The 14,888-nt window shown below is 52.6% G+C and carries 10 protein-coding genes; 6 read left to right on the top strand and 4 right to left on the bottom strand.

The annotated features are described in order from the left end of the window. Positions 1-38: 38 nt before the first annotated feature. A complete protein-coding gene (gene aspS / locus QET93_RS08995; RefSeq protein ID WP_280132126.1) occupies positions 39-1,859 on the top strand; it encodes an aspartate--tRNA ligase in 1,821 nt (606 codons plus the stop codon). Between the two features lie 460 nt (positions 1,860-2,319). On the opposite strand, the gene QET93_RS08990 is transcribed toward aspS, so the two are convergent. After that, positions 2,320-2,457: a hypothetical protein gene (locus tag QET93_RS08990; protein ID WP_322189952.1), complete on the bottom strand. Its 138-nt coding sequence runs from the start codon at positions 2,455-2,457 to the stop codon at positions 2,320-2,322. Between the two features lie 13 nt (positions 2,458-2,470). Between QET93_RS08990 and QET93_RS08985 the strand changes: the two genes are divergently transcribed. From QET93_RS08985 to QET93_RS08975, 3 genes are all read left to right on the top strand, one after another. Continuing rightward, the gene (locus tag QET93_RS08985; RefSeq protein WP_280126282.1) at positions 2,471-3,601 is read left to right on the top strand and encodes a radical SAM protein; all 1,131 of its coding nucleotides are present in this window, start codon (positions 2,471-2,473) and stop codon (positions 3,599-3,601) included. Between the two features lie 4 nt (positions 3,602-3,605). Further along, positions 3,606-4,571, top strand: a complete 966-nt coding sequence (locus tag QET93_RS08980; protein ID WP_280126281.1) for a hypothetical protein — start codon at positions 3,606-3,608, stop codon at positions 4,569-4,571. 145 nt (positions 4,572-4,716) lie between these two features. Beyond that, positions 4,717-6,786 (top strand): glycoside hydrolase family 3 C-terminal domain-containing protein, encoded by a 2,070-nt coding sequence (locus QET93_RS08975; protein ID WP_345786081.1) that lies wholly within the window; start codon positions 4,717-4,719, stop codon positions 6,784-6,786. A 102-nt stretch (positions 6,787-6,888) separates the two neighbouring features. On the opposite strand, the gene QET93_RS08970 is transcribed toward QET93_RS08975, so the two are convergent. Together QET93_RS08970 and galB are read right to left on the bottom strand one after the other, a co-directional pair. After that, a complete protein-coding gene (locus tag QET93_RS08970) occupies positions 6,889-9,003 on the bottom strand; it encodes a glutamine synthetase III (RefSeq protein WP_280126279.1) in 2,115 nt (704 codons plus the stop codon). A gap of 219 nt (positions 9,004-9,222) precedes the next feature. Then, on the bottom strand, positions 9,223-12,234 hold the full coding sequence (gene galB, locus QET93_RS08965) for a beta-galactosidase GalB (protein ID WP_280132129.1): 3,012 nt from the start codon (positions 12,232-12,234) through the stop codon (positions 9,223-9,225). Between the two features lie 140 nt (positions 12,235-12,374). Between galB and thiM the strand changes: the two genes are divergently transcribed. Both thiM and thiE read left to right on the top strand, forming a co-directional pair. Continuing rightward, positions 12,375-13,199: a hydroxyethylthiazole kinase gene (gene thiM / locus QET93_RS08960; RefSeq protein ID WP_280132130.1), complete on the top strand. Its 825-nt coding sequence runs from the start codon at positions 12,375-12,377 to the stop codon at positions 13,197-13,199. Beyond that, positions 13,183-13,815: a thiamine phosphate synthase gene (gene thiE / locus QET93_RS08955; protein WP_280132131.1), complete on the top strand. Its 633-nt coding sequence runs from the start codon at positions 13,183-13,185 to the stop codon at positions 13,813-13,815. The genes thiM and thiE overlap by 17 nt, the downstream gene beginning before the upstream one ends. Before the next feature lie 90 nt (positions 13,816-13,905). Here the strand turns inward: thiE and QET93_RS08950 are convergent, their stop codons facing one another. Beyond that, a complete protein-coding gene (locus tag QET93_RS08950) occupies positions 13,906-14,673 on the bottom strand; it encodes a sulfide-dependent adenosine diphosphate thiazole synthase (RefSeq protein ID WP_345783057.1) in 768 nt (255 codons plus the stop codon). Positions 14,674-14,888: the final 215 nt, after the last annotated feature.

The raw sequence follows: 14,888 nt of genomic DNA, 5'->3' as shown, positions 1-14,888 counted from the left end.
CCTTCATTTTTACATACTCCCTCAAAAAATTTACTGATATGAACAGTTACCGTACCCATACATGCAATGATCTGCGCCTGTCCGACGTGGGAACCGATGTCACCCTGATCGGCTGGGTGGATTCCGTCCGCGACCACGGGGGCGTGATTTTTATCGATCTTCGCGATCGCTCCGGCATCACCCAAGTGGTGTTCCATCCCGACATGAATGCGGAAGCAGCCAAGGCGTCCCAATCCCTCCATTCCGAAGACATGATCCAAATCACCGGCAAGGTGATCGAACGTCTCAAAACGGATACCGTCGATACGACGAACGACGATCTGCCGACGGGGGCTATCGAAGTGACGGCCACCTCCCTGAACGTGATCAACAAGTCCGAAGTTTTGCCTTTCCAGCTGGATCGTACGGTTTCCAACGAAGACATCCGCCTCAAGTACCGCTATCTTGACTTGCGCCGTCCGGAGATGGCCCGCAACATGATGATCCGTCACCGTGCTACCAAGTCCATGCGAGACTATCTGGATGAAGCAGGATTCCTTGAAATTGAGACTCCCGTCCTTTCCAAGTCTACGCCCGAAGGCGCACGCGACTTCCTGGTACCCTCCCGCCTGTCCCCCGGTAAATTTTATGCTCTGCCCCAGGCTCCCCAGCAGTACAAGCAGTTGCTGATGGTTGCGGGGATGGAACGTTATTTCCAGATTGCCCGTTGTTTCCGCGACGAAGATTTGCGCGCCGACCGCCAGCCGGAGTTTACCCAGATCGACATCGAAGCCTCGTTCATTACTCCCGAAGACATTTATGCCTTGACGGAAGGCGCTCTCAAACGAGCTTACAAGGAAGCCATCGGCGTTGACATTCCCACTCCGTTCCCCCGCATGACGTGGAAGGAAGCGATGGATCAATACGGTTCCGATAAACCGGAATGCCGTTTCGACATGAAGTTGACGGACGTGTCCGACATTTTCACGTCAAGCGGATTCAAGGTGTTTTCCGGTGCCGTCAAGAATGGCGGAGTTGTTAAGGCGATCAATGCCAAGGGATTTTCAAATCCCTCCGTCGGTCAGATTGATTCCCTTACAAAGACGGCCATGGAAGCCGGAGCCAAAGGGTTGGCCTACATCAAAGTACGCGAAGACGGCTGGAAGAGTCCGATTACGAAGTTCCTTTCCGAAGATGAAATCAAGGCTCTGACGGAACGCCTGAATATCGAAACGGGCGATCTTGTCCTCTTTGCCGCCGGAGACTGGGAACAGTCTTGCAATATCCTCGGTCGCGTTCGCCTCCAGTGTGCCGATTTCATGGAAATCCTCAAAGGCAACACGGAACGCAATTTCCTTTGGGTGATTGAATTCCCGCTTCTCGGCTGGGACGAAGAAGAACAGCGCTGGGCGGCCATCCACCATCCCTTTACGCGTCCTGTCAAGGAAGACGAGGAAAAACTCCTCAAGGGAGAACTCAGTACGGAACTCCGCGCCCAGGCCTACGACGTTGTTCTCAATGGCGTCGAACTTGGCGGCGGTTCCATTCGTATCCACGAACGCGATCTCCAGGCGGCTATGTTCCGCGCTCTCGGAATTACGGAAGAACAAGCAACGGAACAGTTCGGTCACATTCTTTCCGCATTCTCCTATGGTGCGCCTCCCCACGGCGGTCTCGCCCTCGGTCTTGACCGCCTGGTGATGATGATCTGCGGAGCTGAGTCGATTCGTGAAGTGATTGCCTTCCCGAAGAACAACCGCGGTGCCGACCTGATGAGCGATTCCCCAGCGACGGTAGACTTCAAGCAACTACGCGATATTCACATTCAGGTTAAACTGCCTGAAAAGCTCCTGAAGGAGCAGCAGAACAAGGAAGCCTGAGGCTTTTTTGCCAATCTTGAACGCCTGAGCCGTTTCCGGATACCCGGGGACGGCTCTTGTGTATCTTGATGATTTTAAAACGTTGGCTTGCGCGGATAGAATTGTTCTTGTAGATAGTAAGCAGAATGAAATCTGGAATTCGCCATGGCGATAATGATCAACCTTCCTATCCCGCTTGGAATTCATTGTCCAAAAGTGCATTAACAGTGTTGCTGGCTTCTTCTTTTATGGGATGCTCTCAGCAGGAAAAAAGCCTGGATCTTCCGGGAGTACCTCCTCTTTCTCCCGGTCAATCTGACGGAAATTCTGCTGATTCCGAGGGAATACCCAGGCACCCCCCCATTCGATTAATGGGTAAGGTTCGCTCTGATCCACTACAGCCTGACTGTAAGGATCAACAATCATCGTCCAATTGAATCATGATAAAGATTCGATATCTAAACACCCACAAGAAATCACACTATCCATCCTTGACGTCGGCCTGTGAATTGAGCGAGTAGTCAATGAAGTCATTTGGCTTCTTCATGCCGTTCCCCAAACCGGAAAAGTCATGAAAGCCAAGGATATGGCCGTCAATTCTCAGGAGTAACAGTCCCATCAATCTTGATTCCATGTATTTGACCCTTTGCCTGACACGTGATTGCAACTTGCGGTGTGGCTATTGCTACGCAGGCCGCAAGTTTGCCCGTGCTATGGAATGGGATGTAGCGCGGCGAGCCATTGATCTGGGGATGGTCGAAACTTTGGCTCAGGCGGGAAAAACGGGCAGGGAACCGAAGATGATTCTAGGTTTTTTCGGGGGAGAACCCCTCCTGGAATGGGATCTATTGCGACGCTGTGACGACTATGCCAGCCAGTGTGCCGAACAACTGGGTATCCACATGCGACATACGCTGACGACGAATTTGACTCTGGTTACCCCGGATAAGAGCGCATGGCTCCATAGGCACAAGTACCACCTTGGTTTGTCTCTGGATGGTTGTGCTGCCATGCACAATACTTGGCGCAAGTATGCCAGTGGGGAAAAGAGCCACGGGGATTGCCTGCAAGGTTTGGAGTACGTCAAGGAGTTATCCGGCGATTGGGCGGAGATAATTATGGTGGTGGATCCGCGACAGGTTGGTTATCTATCGGAATCCGTACGTTTTCTGGGCGGTATTTCTCCCTACGGAATTGTGGTGAACTGTAACTTTTCAGCAGATTGGTCCGAGGAGGCCTGCTCGACGATGAACCGGGAGTTTGATCACATGGGCGAGCTCTGGCTCAATTGGTTTCGCGAAGGAACTCCACGTAGGATTAACGTGATCGACTCCAAGATCAAGACTCACCTTTGCGGTGGGTACCACGAAAAGGATCATTGCAAGATGGGCGAAACGGAACTCACTGTCTCGGTCAATGGCAATTTCTACCCCTGCGAACGTCTTGTGGGCGACGACGATCGGGAAGAACTTTGCTTCGGCAATGTCTTTACTGGTTTTGATATAGCACGGAGACTGTCCATCATCATGAGCCGTGGCAATAGGACGGAAACCTGCCAAAGCTGCCCTGTAAAGGAACGTTGCGTCAACTGGTGTGGTTGCTCCAACTATGCTTCGACGGGCAGGCTGGACGAAGTATCACCCTTCATGTGCTTCCACGAACGCCTATCCATGAAGGTAGCCGATCGTGTAGGCGGGATTTTATGGGAAGAGAAGAACCCATTGTTTATCAATCTATTTTACGGGAATCTTAAGGAGGGTTAACAGAATGGACAGCAACTCTACATGGATGCGGAAATGTTTGAGGCGCTGGGGGATGTCACTCGTTATTCCTGGAATTGTAGGTTTGATCTTCTGGATGGGAGTCAAATGGCCGATTGATTCGAAGCTACCAGCTGAACCTTTGCAATTACAGGGGCTTGACGCAGATTGGCCTTCTCCTCTGGATTTGCCGGATGCCATGCCTTATGACAAGGTTGTCTGGCTCTGTTCGCACAATGCCATGAGTAATGGAATGGATGGCTGGGTATGCCCCAATCAGAACTGGAATATCCCCTCTCAGCTCCAAGCCGGAATCCACGCTCAGATGTGGGATGTATGGCTTCAGGGGGAAGAACTTGTCTTGCGCCATGGCAATGAAACGGCATCCTTTCCCGGTGCGATTCCTTTGCGGAGGGCTTTCGGAATGGTGGGGGAATATTTGCGAAACAATCCGAGGGCGATTGTAACGCTGATTTTGGAATCCTACGTCCCGAATGCATCTATCCGTAAAGTTGCGGGAGAAGCCGGCGTCTCTGATTTCTGTACCGTCCTGCCAGTGAACGGGTCATGGCCTACTTTGGGCGAAATGAGAGCTCAAGGAAAACGCCTGGTGATGCTGACGGACAGGCCGGATGGTGTCGGACAATGGCCGATGCCCGTTTGGGAACATTGTGTGGAAACTCCGTGGAAGAATAAATCCGCGGACGCCATGGACGATGCTCCCGGGCGGGGAAGAGAGAAAAACCGTTTTCTTATCGTTAATCACCTGGTATCGGCTTTCCGTCCTTCGCGAGCGACAGCAGAAACAATCAATGCTGCAGGTGTTCTACAGGAGCGGATTCGGCGAATTCAGGCGAGGTGGGGGAGGCAACCCAATTTCTGGGTGATGGATTTTGTCGATATAGGGGATGGACGAACATGTGTTCACGATTGGAATAAAGCATGGAAAGCCGGGAATCCCCCAAATTCCTGAAAGACCCATTTGGAAATGGGCGTATAATTTCTATTCTATCGACATTATGAAGAAGAAGCATTTGACAACATGGAGCCGAAATGCCCTTGCCGGAGCCGCCCTAGTCGTTTCCGGTTTGGCACTGGCTCAGGAAAAGCCCGTTTACATGGATGAATCCAAACCGGTGGAGGAGAGAATCCAGGACGCTCTTTCGCGGATGACTCTGGAAGAAAAAGTAGCCATGTGCCATGGTCAGGCTACCTTCAGCAGTCCCGGTGTCCCACGCCTCGGCATTACGGAGCTTTGGATGAACGACGGTCCGCACGGTATGCGTGCGGAAACAAACTGGCACAATTTCGGACGTGCCGGATGGACGAATGACAAATGTACCGCTTTTCCGGCTTTGACTTGTCTGGCGGCCACTTTCAACCCCGACATGTCTGCCTTGTACGGGAAATCTATTGGAGCGGAAACCCGCTACCGTAAAAAGGATGTCTTGCTTGGTCCGGGGGTCAATATCTATCGTACTCCTTTGAATGGCAGAAACTTTGAATATATGGGAGAAGACCCTTTCCTGTCCTCCGTCATGGTCGTTCCGTATATCCGGGAAGCACAGAAATTCGGAATTGCCGCCTGCGTCAAACACTATGCCTTGAACAATCAGGAAACCCACCGCAGCGGTATTGACGTTCAGGTAAGTGACCGAGCCCTGAATGAAATCTATCTCCCCGCCTTTAAGGCTGCCGTCACCAAGGGAGGAGCCTGGGCGATTATGGGGGCATACAACCGATTCCGCGGTGATTACTGCTGTGAAAACGACCTCTTCCTGAACAAAATTCTCAAGGGAGACTGGAAGTTCGACGGTGTCGTGATCAGTGACTGGGGAGCGACCCACAATACGAAAAAGGCGGCGGAAAACGGGCTGGACATCGAAATGGGAACGAGTACGGATCCCAATAAAAACTTTATGGGTACCCCCATGCTGGAAGCCGTCAGGAAGGGTGAAATCAAAGAGTCGGTCGTCGATGACAAAGTGCGCCGCATCCTGCGGCTTGCTTATCGGACGGCGTTGAATCCGAACCGTCCCTGGGGCAGTTTTGCTACCGATGAACATGCCGATGCTTCGCGGAAGATTGCCGAAGAAGGTATTGTGCTGTTGAAGAACGACGGTCATCTGCTTCCTGCTGATCCCGGCAAGGTGGGAAAAATTGTTGTCGTCGGTGAGAATGCCGTGAGAAAAATGACTGAAGGCGGCGGCAGCTCCGAACTCAAGGTCAAGGAAGAGATATCTCCTCTGGACGGAATCAAAACGGCTTTCCCGAAAAGTCAGGTCGACTATGTCCCGGGTTATGCTTCCAATGGCAAGGATACGGAAAAACTCCGCAACGATGCGGTGAAGGCAGTTGCCGGAGCCGATGTCGTGTTTTTCTTCGGAGGATTGAACAAGAACGGAGGGCAGGACAGCGAAGGGGCCGACCGTGGAGGTTATGCCCTGCCGTACTATCAGAATGAATTGATCGAAGCACTTGTGGCAGCAAACCCGAAAACGGCGGTCATTCTCATTTCCGGCAATGCCGTGGAGACTCCGTGGATTGATCAAGTCCCGGCTCTGGTGCAAGGGTGGTATGGCGGTTCCCAGGCAGGAAACGCCTTGGCGAATATCCTTTCCGGCAAGGTGAACCCGTCCGGCAAGCTCCCGATGTCCTTTCCGGTAAAATTGACGGACATAGGCGCCCATTCTTACGACGAGCTTTGCTATCCCGGCAAGGATGGCAAGGAGGAATACAAGGAGGATATCCTTGTCGGTTACCGTTGGCTGGATACCAAGAAGATCTCGCCACGCTTCCCGTTCGGACACGGACTTTCCTATACGACATTCAAAATCGACGGATTGAAGACGGACAAGGATGCCTACGGTGTCGACGAACCGGTCAAGGTCACTTGCAAGGTGACGAACACCGGGGCGGTTCCCGGTGCGGAGGTTGTTCAGCTCTACGTACATGACGAGGAGTCGTCGGTGCTTCGTCCGGAGAAGGAACTCAAGGGGTTTTGCAAGGTTTTTCTGAAGCCGGGTGAAAGCCGTGAGGTAATCATGGAACTAGGCAAGGACGCTTTTTCCTATTACGACGACAAGGAGAAGACCTGGACGCTGGAGGGAGGTCGATTTGAATTGATCCTCGGTAATTCGTCCCGTGATGCCTCGTCTGTAAGAAAGAGCATTCAAGTAGGCCGGTAATTCAATCTTTCTGTTTCCGAACAGAGACAGTACGACAAAAGGGCAGGGCCGCCTCGCCGGAATTCGAGACGGCCCTGCCTTTAAGTTATTTTGGAAAGCCTCTTAACGCTGCAGGAAGAGAAGCTCGGAATAAGTCGGAACAGGCCAGAGTTGAGAATCCGTGATTATTTCCAGAGAGTCGATTGCTTTGCGCAGGGCACTCATGCCGAATTTCATGGCGTCCGTGTCTTTGGCTTTGCGGGCTTCCCGGAGAGATTGAACCCATCCGGGGATGGAATCGTAGAGTTCTCCGATACGGGATGCACGTTCGATTGCAGTATTGAGTCCGGCTGTGAGTCCGGCTTTTTTGAGGCGGACAATGGTGTCGGCCAGTTCGGAAAGCTGTTTTGCGACAGCCGGCATGTACATGGTTTCAGCCATGAGGATGGCCGTTTCCGTTTCGATGCACAATTCCTTGAGGTAGATTTCCATCTGAACTTCGTAGCGGGCATGCAATTCGCTGGGGGACATGACCTGGTACTTGTCGAAAAGGGAAACGGCTTTTTCTTCTTCCAGAGCGGCCAGGGCTTCAAGAGCTCCGGGACGGTTGTACAGGCCGCGGCGTTCCGCTTCCTTGACCCATTCCTTGCAGTATCCGTCTCCGCTGAAGAGAATGCGTTTGTGACGCTTGATGATGTTCCGGAGGGTTTTCTGGAGGACTTCATGGAATTCGGGTTTTCCGGCCACGGGTTCCAGAATCGTGGTGACTTCGTCCAGGGCTTCGGCCATGATGGTATTGAGAACAGTCATGGGCCAGGCACATGTCTGGGAGGAACCGACGGCCCGAAACTCGAACTTGTTGCCGGTGAAAGCAAATGGACTTGTACGATTACGGTCCGAGGTGTCCAGGGGAAGGTCGGGAAGGGAATCGACTCCGATATTCATGACTCCCTTCTTGCGGGCGGAACCGGAACCTCCGTTTTCGATCTGCTTGATAATTTCGTCCAGAAGATCCCCCAGATAGATGGAGATAATGGCTGGCGGAGCTTCGTTGGCCCCAAGACGATGTTCGTTACCCGCTTTGGCCACGGAAGCCAGGAGGATGTCGGCATGCTTGTCGACGGCCATAATGATACAGCAGAGAAGCGTCAGGAAAATAGCATTTTCGTGAGGGCTCTTGCCCGGGTTGAAGAGACTGCCGAAACCGGGTGCTCCGAGAGACCAATTGTTGTGCTTGCCGGAACCGTTGACTCCGTCAAACGGTTTTTCGTGAAGCAGGCAGACGAGACCGTGCTTGTTGGCAGTCCGGCGAAGGACTTCCATGAGCAACATGTTGTGGTCTACGGCCAGGTTGAGGCTTTCAAAGATCGGGGCGATTTCGAACTGGCAGGGAGCTACTTCATTGTGCCGGGTTTTGGCTGGGATGCCAAGCTTCCAAAGAGCTTCATCCACATCGACCATAAATTCCAAAACGCGATCTTCAATAGCTGCAAAATAGTGGTCCTCCATTTGCTGGTGCTTGGGAGGGATGGTGCCGAAGAGTGTTCTCCCGCACATCATCAGGTCGGGACGCTTGCTGAAGAGTTTCTTGTCAACCAAGAAGTATTCCTGTTCGGCTCCGAGGTCGGGCGTTACGCGGATATCGGGAGATTCCCCGAAACAGGCAAGCAAGCGCTGCGTTTGAAGGGCAACGGCTTTCATCGAACGGAGAAGGGGCGTCTTCTTGTCTAGCGCTTCTCCTTTGTAGGAACAGAAAGCCGTGGGAATGCACAATGTCGCCCCGTGTCCGGTACGTTTGATAAAAGCGGGGCTGGTAGGATCCCATGCCGTATAGCCGCGGGCTTCAAAGGTGGCGCGGAGACCGCCGGAGGGAAAACTGGAGGCATCCGGTTCGCCTTGGACGAGGTTCTTGCCGGAGAAGGATAGTTCCAGGTTGCCTTCATTGTCCACTTCTACAAAGGAATCGTGCTTGCCGGCTGTGGAACCGTTTAACGGCTGGAACCAATGCGTGTAGTGGCTGGCCCCTTTTTCAAGAGCCCACTGCTTCATGGCGACAGCGACATCGTCGGCAATGTCGGGATCAAGCTTGTGGCCTTTCCTGATCGTAGCAAGGAGCTTTTTATAAACATCCTTGGAGAGGTAGTTCCTCATTGTTTTCAGGTTGAAAACGTCTTGACCGTAAATGGACGAGATGAGTTGCGAGGCATTTTCCAGCGGGGAGGGAAGAACGGTTTTCATGTGAAGGGAAGGCCTTGGAAGACGGCGGAAAAATAACATATCCGTCTGGTAACGCAAGGCTCAAGATGGACTGATGGCTCTTGTCTTTGTCAGGATTTTCCTGTGAGGGAGAAAAAAACTTTGTCCGGTTCCGCATATTGTGGACGGAACCGGACAAAGTGGAGAGAGAGGGAAAAGCGGACGAAGAGTCGTTTTTCCCTTGTTTCATAGCGTAGTCGGCTATTTCTTTAATTGTTCGGGAGTTGCCTCCCGGACAATTACTTCGGTTTGCGAAGGCTTGAGTCCTTTGGAGATGACCTGGAGGATGGCTTTGCCGCTCTGTCCCCGTTTGGAACGCAGGATGACCTGGGCCAGTCCGTGAAAGGCTTTGATTTTCATAATGGAACTGTTATTCGGGTTGGACATGACGGTGAAGTCGGTAGGGTCTCCGTTGCAGATGCCTGCAATGTCGGCGGCTCCCGTCACTTTAACCGCGAGTTCGTTGTTGGCAGTCGGCACGATAAGACCATTTTTGTCACGCAGGGAAATCGTGATATAGGCAAGATCTCTTCCGTCGCCGACGATACTGTCGGTTTCCGGACGAACTCTGATTGAGGCCGGTTCCCCGGTGGTGCGGACGGTTTCCTGTGCCCATTCCTTACCGTCTTTGCGGGCGACAACCTTGAGTTCTCCGGGCTGGTAGACAACATCATTCCAGACGAGGCGGTAACGGTCCTTTTCACCCTTGCCTTTTTTACGGACTCCGAGGGATTTGCCATTAAGGAAGAGTTCCGCTTCATCTCCGCTGGTGTATACATGGACGGGAGTGACAAGTCCCTTGCGTTCCGGCCAGTTCCAGTGGGGCAGGATGTGGGCGACAGGAAGTTCCGGGCGCCAATGGGCTTGATAGATGTAGAAGCGATCCTTGGGAAAGCCGCAAAGATCCACGATGCCAAAGTAGGAACTGCGGGAAGGAGCCTTGTTGCCCATTTCCTTAAGAAGCTTCATGTAGGCTTCCCGTTCCTTTTCATCGGTGAAGTTGGCTGCGTTGGTTTGGTCGAGATTATAGGGAGTCGGTTCACCCAGATAATCGAATCCTGTCCAGACGTATTCTCCGGCTGAGGTCGGGCTATCTTCCTGAGCGGCGAATTCTACGTCGGGACGATAGGCCCAACCCGGCGCAAACAAGTCATAGGAACTGACCTGGAAGTTGTAAAAGCCTTTGTTCTTGTCCCAATTCTCCGGTACTGGGAAGAAATATTCCCCGCGTGTACTGACACAGGAGGCCGTTTCGCTGCCGTACACGGGCTGGTTCGGACGGTCTTTGCTGAATTTGTTATAAGCCCACGGTTTGTAATTGAACCCGTACACGTCTACCGTGTCACCGAAGCCGTTGCGGGCTGCAGCTTCGACATTGCAACCGGCGGTAACGAGGCGGGTCGGGTCTTCCCTGTGGAAAAGATCCGTGAGCATTTGGGAATACTTCGGTCCGTCTGCCGTATGCTGTTCGGAAATTTCGTTACCGCTGCTCCACAGGACGACAGAGGGGTGGTTGCGGTCACGGTGGACGAAGTTGATGAGATCGCGTTCGTGCCATTCGTCAAAGTAGTTGTGGTAGTCCTGTCCTTTTTTGGGTTCATGCCACATATCGAAAAGCTCGTCGATTACAACGACGCCGTTCCGGTCGCAGGCTTCCAGCAATTCCGGGGCTGGCGGGTTGTGGCTTGTTCGGATGGAGTTGACGCCCATTTCTTTGAGGATACGGACCTGGCGTTCGTAGCCGGCCTTGTGCACGGCAGTACCGAGAGGCCCGAGGTCTCCATGCTGGCAAACGCCTTTGAGCTTGATTTTGTCGCCGTTCAAGTAGAAGCCGTCCGGTTTCCATTCCACCGTACGGATACCGAAGTCCGTGGTGCGTTCGTCCACTTGCTTGCCATCTACCATAACCGTTGTACGGATGGTGTACATGTGCGGAGATTTCATGGTCCACAATGCGGGATTTTTGACTTCCAATCGGGTTGCTACCGATCCCTTTTTCCCGGGAGAAATTGGGGCTCCTTCGGTTTCCTGGGAGGCAACAACGTCGCTTCCCTGAAGAATTTCCTCTTTGACGACAGGGGTTACGACTGCATCCGTTTGGTTGACAACGGAAGTTTCCACATCGACCTGGGCCAATTCCTTTCTCACTTCGGGCGTTTTAACAAAGACACCCCATTGATCGATATGAACCGGATTGGAAATGTTCAGCCAGACATGCCTGTAAATGCCGCCGCCGGGGTACCAGCGCGATGAATGGGGTGGATTGTCTACCCGGACGGCAATCGTATTTCTTTGTCCGACACGGATATACGGAGTAATATCGACGCGGAAGGAAGAATAGCCGTACTTCCATTCCCCGGCGAGTTCTCCGTTGACATAAATCTTCGGACGAGACATGACTCCGTCGAAATCAAGATAAAAGCGATTGCCGGAAGTCTTGGCCGGAATATCAAGCGTTTTCCTGTACCAGCCAATACCGACCCAGGGAAGCTTTCCGGTTTCGTTTTCCAGTTCCATGCGGAAGGGCCCTTCAATACCCCAGTCATGCGGCAGGTTCAGGGAACGCCACTGGCTGTCATTGAAAGAAATAGACTTCGGGTGATCTTTGTCCGCGTTATTGCCCGATACCTTGGGCAAGAGCGGTTGATCTTTCTCGTCAAGCAGGGAAATCTCCCGGACGCTGGCCCAGTTGGCTCCTCCGTTGCCTTTAACTGTCAGCTTGTAGTAACGATAGGTGCCGCTAATCTTTGCTGAATCCTCCTGGGTTTGATTGTCACCGGAAGAGACTTCAGCCAGCTTTTTCCAACTGCGTCCGTCGGTGGATCCCTCCAGAGTGAAAAGATGTTTGGCTTGTTTTTCCCAGATGATTTTTACTTCTTGGGGAGAGACTGCACGCCCCATGTCAATCGTCAGATTGTGACCGGATTTGTTGTCTGCCGCGCACCAGCGGGTACTGCGGTCTCCGTCCATGGCGTTGGAGGCAGGATTGCCTGATTCTTCGCTATCGGCAATCAGCATGGAAGCCGACTTGCCCGGCTCTTGCTTGACCGTACCGTCAGGCATTTTGCCGAAACGAGCGAATTTCCATCCGAAATCCAGTGTTTCCGTTTGTGTTGTATCTACGGGTGCTGCGAAAGCCTGGGATACGCACAGGGCTGTCATGCACAGGGCAATATGGGATAGGGAGAACTGCATCACCAACTGCTGTATCATAAAAGACGACCTTGAGGCAAGGTTTTCTATAATATAAAAAAGGAAACCCTGTGGTTTCATTCACCCGTCCGGATTATAAACCGAAGGCAGGGAATAGACTTGTGGAATCTGCCCATCCGGGGTAGGAGATAAAGGAAATTATGGACCTTGACGCCAGCAAAGCCGGAAAATTGATCGACGATGTACGGGACAATAAACCGCTCGTCCACCATATCACAAACTATGTGACTGTGAATGACGTTGCCAATGCGGTGCTCGCCTTGGGCGGTGCTCCCGTGATGGCCGATGAATTCGAAGATGCCGTAGAGATGGCCGGGATGGTTTCTTCTTTGGTATTGAATATGGGGACGTTGAACAGGCGGACAATCGACTCAATGGTCGCAGCCGGTAAACGGGCGAATGAACGGGGGATCCCCGTGGTATTCGATCCTGTTGGTGCCGGGGCGACATCCTTGCGCAACGAGACCGCACGAATGCTTCTGCAGGAAGTTAAGATGGCGGTTGTGCGAGGCAACTTGTCCGAGATTTCGTTTATCGCAGGGTTGAAGGCCGTAACGCGCGGTGTAGATTCCGGAGAAACCGAAGCCGGAGCAAATCCATCTGCCGTAGCCCGGACAGCGGCAGGAATGTGGAATTGCTCCGTCGCGATGACAGGAGCCATTGATGTGATTACGGATGGAAGGAAAACGATTGGCATTGCCAACGGTCATCCGATGATGGCCCGTGTGACGGGAACCGGTTGCATGGCTTCCGCATTGGTCGGTACTTGTGCCGGAGCAACGGATGACATGCTGCTGGCTGCCCTGGCCGGAACGGCTGCCATGGGAATTGCCGGAGAACTTGCCTGGGAACGGACGGGGGATAAGGGCACCGGATCATTCCGTACAGCTCTCATGGATGCCTTGAGCATCATGGAGCAAAGTACAATGGAGCAATGGGCAAGATTTCATGAAAATTTCTCCTGATTATTCCCTCTATCTTTGTACGGATCGCAGCCTGATGTCATCGGACTCTCTTGAGGCATGCGTTGAACAAGCCGTTTCCGGAGGATGCACGGTTGTCCAATTGAGGGAAAAGGATTGTTCGTCCCGCGAATTTTACGATCTGGCTTGCCGCGTGAAATCGATCACGGATGCCCATGGCGTCCCGCTTATTATCAATGACCGTGTAGATATAGCTCTGGCAGTTGAAGCCTCCGGGGTGCATGTCGGGCAGAAGGATTTACCCGCTGGAGCGGTAAGACGGATTATGGGAACGGATGCCTTAGTCGGAGTGTCCGTCACCAACCGGGAGGAGGCTTTGAAAGCCGTATGCGCCGGGGCGGATTACTTGGGCGTAGGGGCGATGTTTACTACCGGGACGAAGAATGACGCCGCACTTGTAAGTATGGAGGAGCTGGTGCGGATCAGGGAAGCTGTTTCTGTTCCTTTGGTGGTTATCGGAGGAATCAATGCTGCGACGCTTCCTTTGTTTCACGGCATCGGCATTGACGGAATTGCCGTTGTTTCCGCCATTGTTGCCCGGCAGGATATAGTCGGGGCTGCATCCTCTCTGGCAAGGATGTTCCGTGAATTGAAATAATTTCAAAAAACTTCCCTGTGCTTCACGGAGGAAACACAGGGAATATGGAAAGGGGGAAATCAAACGATCCCGTCGGGGGACCTTCGGGTATTACTCCATTGATTTTATCATCAATTCCGACACCTTCTTTCCGGACATGAGCATGCCTCCGAAAATGGGACCCATGCGGAAACTGCCGCTGACGCCGTTGGCTGCCATGCCGGAGACAAACAGCCCGGGATAGATTTCCTTGGTATTTTCAATCGTCGTCCGTTCTCCTTCTTCGACGGAAAGAGATTTTTCACCAACGACCCCTCCCGTGGGAGTGTCCAGCTTGATCCCGTTTTTGCGGGCGACGGTGGAGGCGATTTCGCAATCGTGCCCGGTTCCGTCGAGGACGGCTTTGGCCAGAATCGTCAGAGGGTCGACGTGCATATGCTGAAGAAGAACTGGAGTCCAGTTGACGACCACGCCGGAGACACGGTCGTTCTTGAAAACGACGTCTTCCACGGAATAGCAATTGAAGATGGTAGCTCCGGCTTTCGTCGCCTGGTAAAGCAGGGCGGATGTCGCATGCACGGAATCGATGACATAGGCGTTTTCCGCGTATTTCTTGTAGCCGATTTCCAGGTCGTCAACGATCGAAAGGGCTTCTTCCTGAATGATAATGTCGTTGAACATCATGGCCCCGCCCCACATACCGCCGCCGGGGGCGAGTTTGCGGTCGAAGAGAGCGACTTTTTTCCCGGCTTTGGCCAGATAGTAGGCTGCAACAATGCCGGATGGTCCTCCTCCGACGATGGCTGCATCAAGTTCCAGATTGCTTTTCAGCTTGTCGAAGTAGGAATCGATAATTCCGCAGGATACGAGTTTTTCCATGGTGATAGATGGTAATTGGGACTGGGGATGAGAACCATGAGTCGGTTTCATGCCATGCGAAGGATTGTAAATAGGAATACCTTCTTGGGAACAGCAATGTCTGCCATAGTAAAAACGAACTGCTGCGAAAACGGGAGGAACATGTTTTCTCCAAACGATTTTTCGCATCACATGCCAGGTTCTATTTTACAGATTTACAGAATCAGACACTTGGC

Source organism: Akkermansia sp. N21116, assembly GCF_029854705.2.
Taxonomy (GTDB): domain Bacteria; phylum Verrucomicrobiota; class Verrucomicrobiia; order Verrucomicrobiales; family Akkermansiaceae; genus Akkermansia.
The sequence above is the reverse complement of the archived record's forward strand: the minus strand, read 5'-3'. Positions and strand labels throughout refer to the sequence as shown.

What these genes read in the sequence shown, in the direction of transcription:
- aspS (WP_280132126.1), top strand. Translation starts at nt 39, where the DNA reads ATGAACAGTTACCGTACCCATACATGCAATGATCTGCGCCTGTCCGAC.
- galB (WP_280132129.1), bottom strand. Translation starts at nt 12,234, where the DNA reads ATGATACAGCAGTTGGTGATGCAGTTCTCCCTATCCCATATTGCCCTG.
- QET93_RS08970 (WP_280126279.1), bottom strand. Translation starts at nt 9,003, where the DNA reads ATGAAAACCGTTCTTCCCTCCCCGCTGGAAAATGCCTCGCAACTCATC.
- QET93_RS08980 (WP_280126281.1), top strand. Translation starts at nt 3,606, where the DNA reads ATGGACAGCAACTCTACATGGATGCGGAAATGTTTGAGGCGCTGGGGG.
- QET93_RS08950 (WP_345783057.1), bottom strand. Translation starts at nt 14,673, where the DNA reads ATGGAAAAACTCGTATCCTGCGGAATTATCGATTCCTACTTCGACAAG.
- QET93_RS08975 (WP_345786081.1), top strand. Translation starts at nt 4,717, where the DNA reads ATGGATGAATCCAAACCGGTGGAGGAGAGAATCCAGGACGCTCTTTCG.
- QET93_RS08990 (WP_322189952.1), bottom strand. Translation starts at nt 2,457, where the DNA reads ATGGGACTGTTACTCCTGAGAATTGACGGCCATATCCTTGGCTTTCAT.
- QET93_RS08985 (WP_280126282.1), top strand. Translation starts at nt 2,471, where the DNA reads ATGTATTTGACCCTTTGCCTGACACGTGATTGCAACTTGCGGTGTGGC.
- thiE (WP_280132131.1), top strand. Translation starts at nt 13,183, where the DNA reads ATGAAAATTTCTCCTGATTATTCCCTCTATCTTTGTACGGATCGCAGC.
- thiM (WP_280132130.1), top strand. Translation starts at nt 12,375, where the DNA reads ATGGACCTTGACGCCAGCAAAGCCGGAAAATTGATCGACGATGTACGG.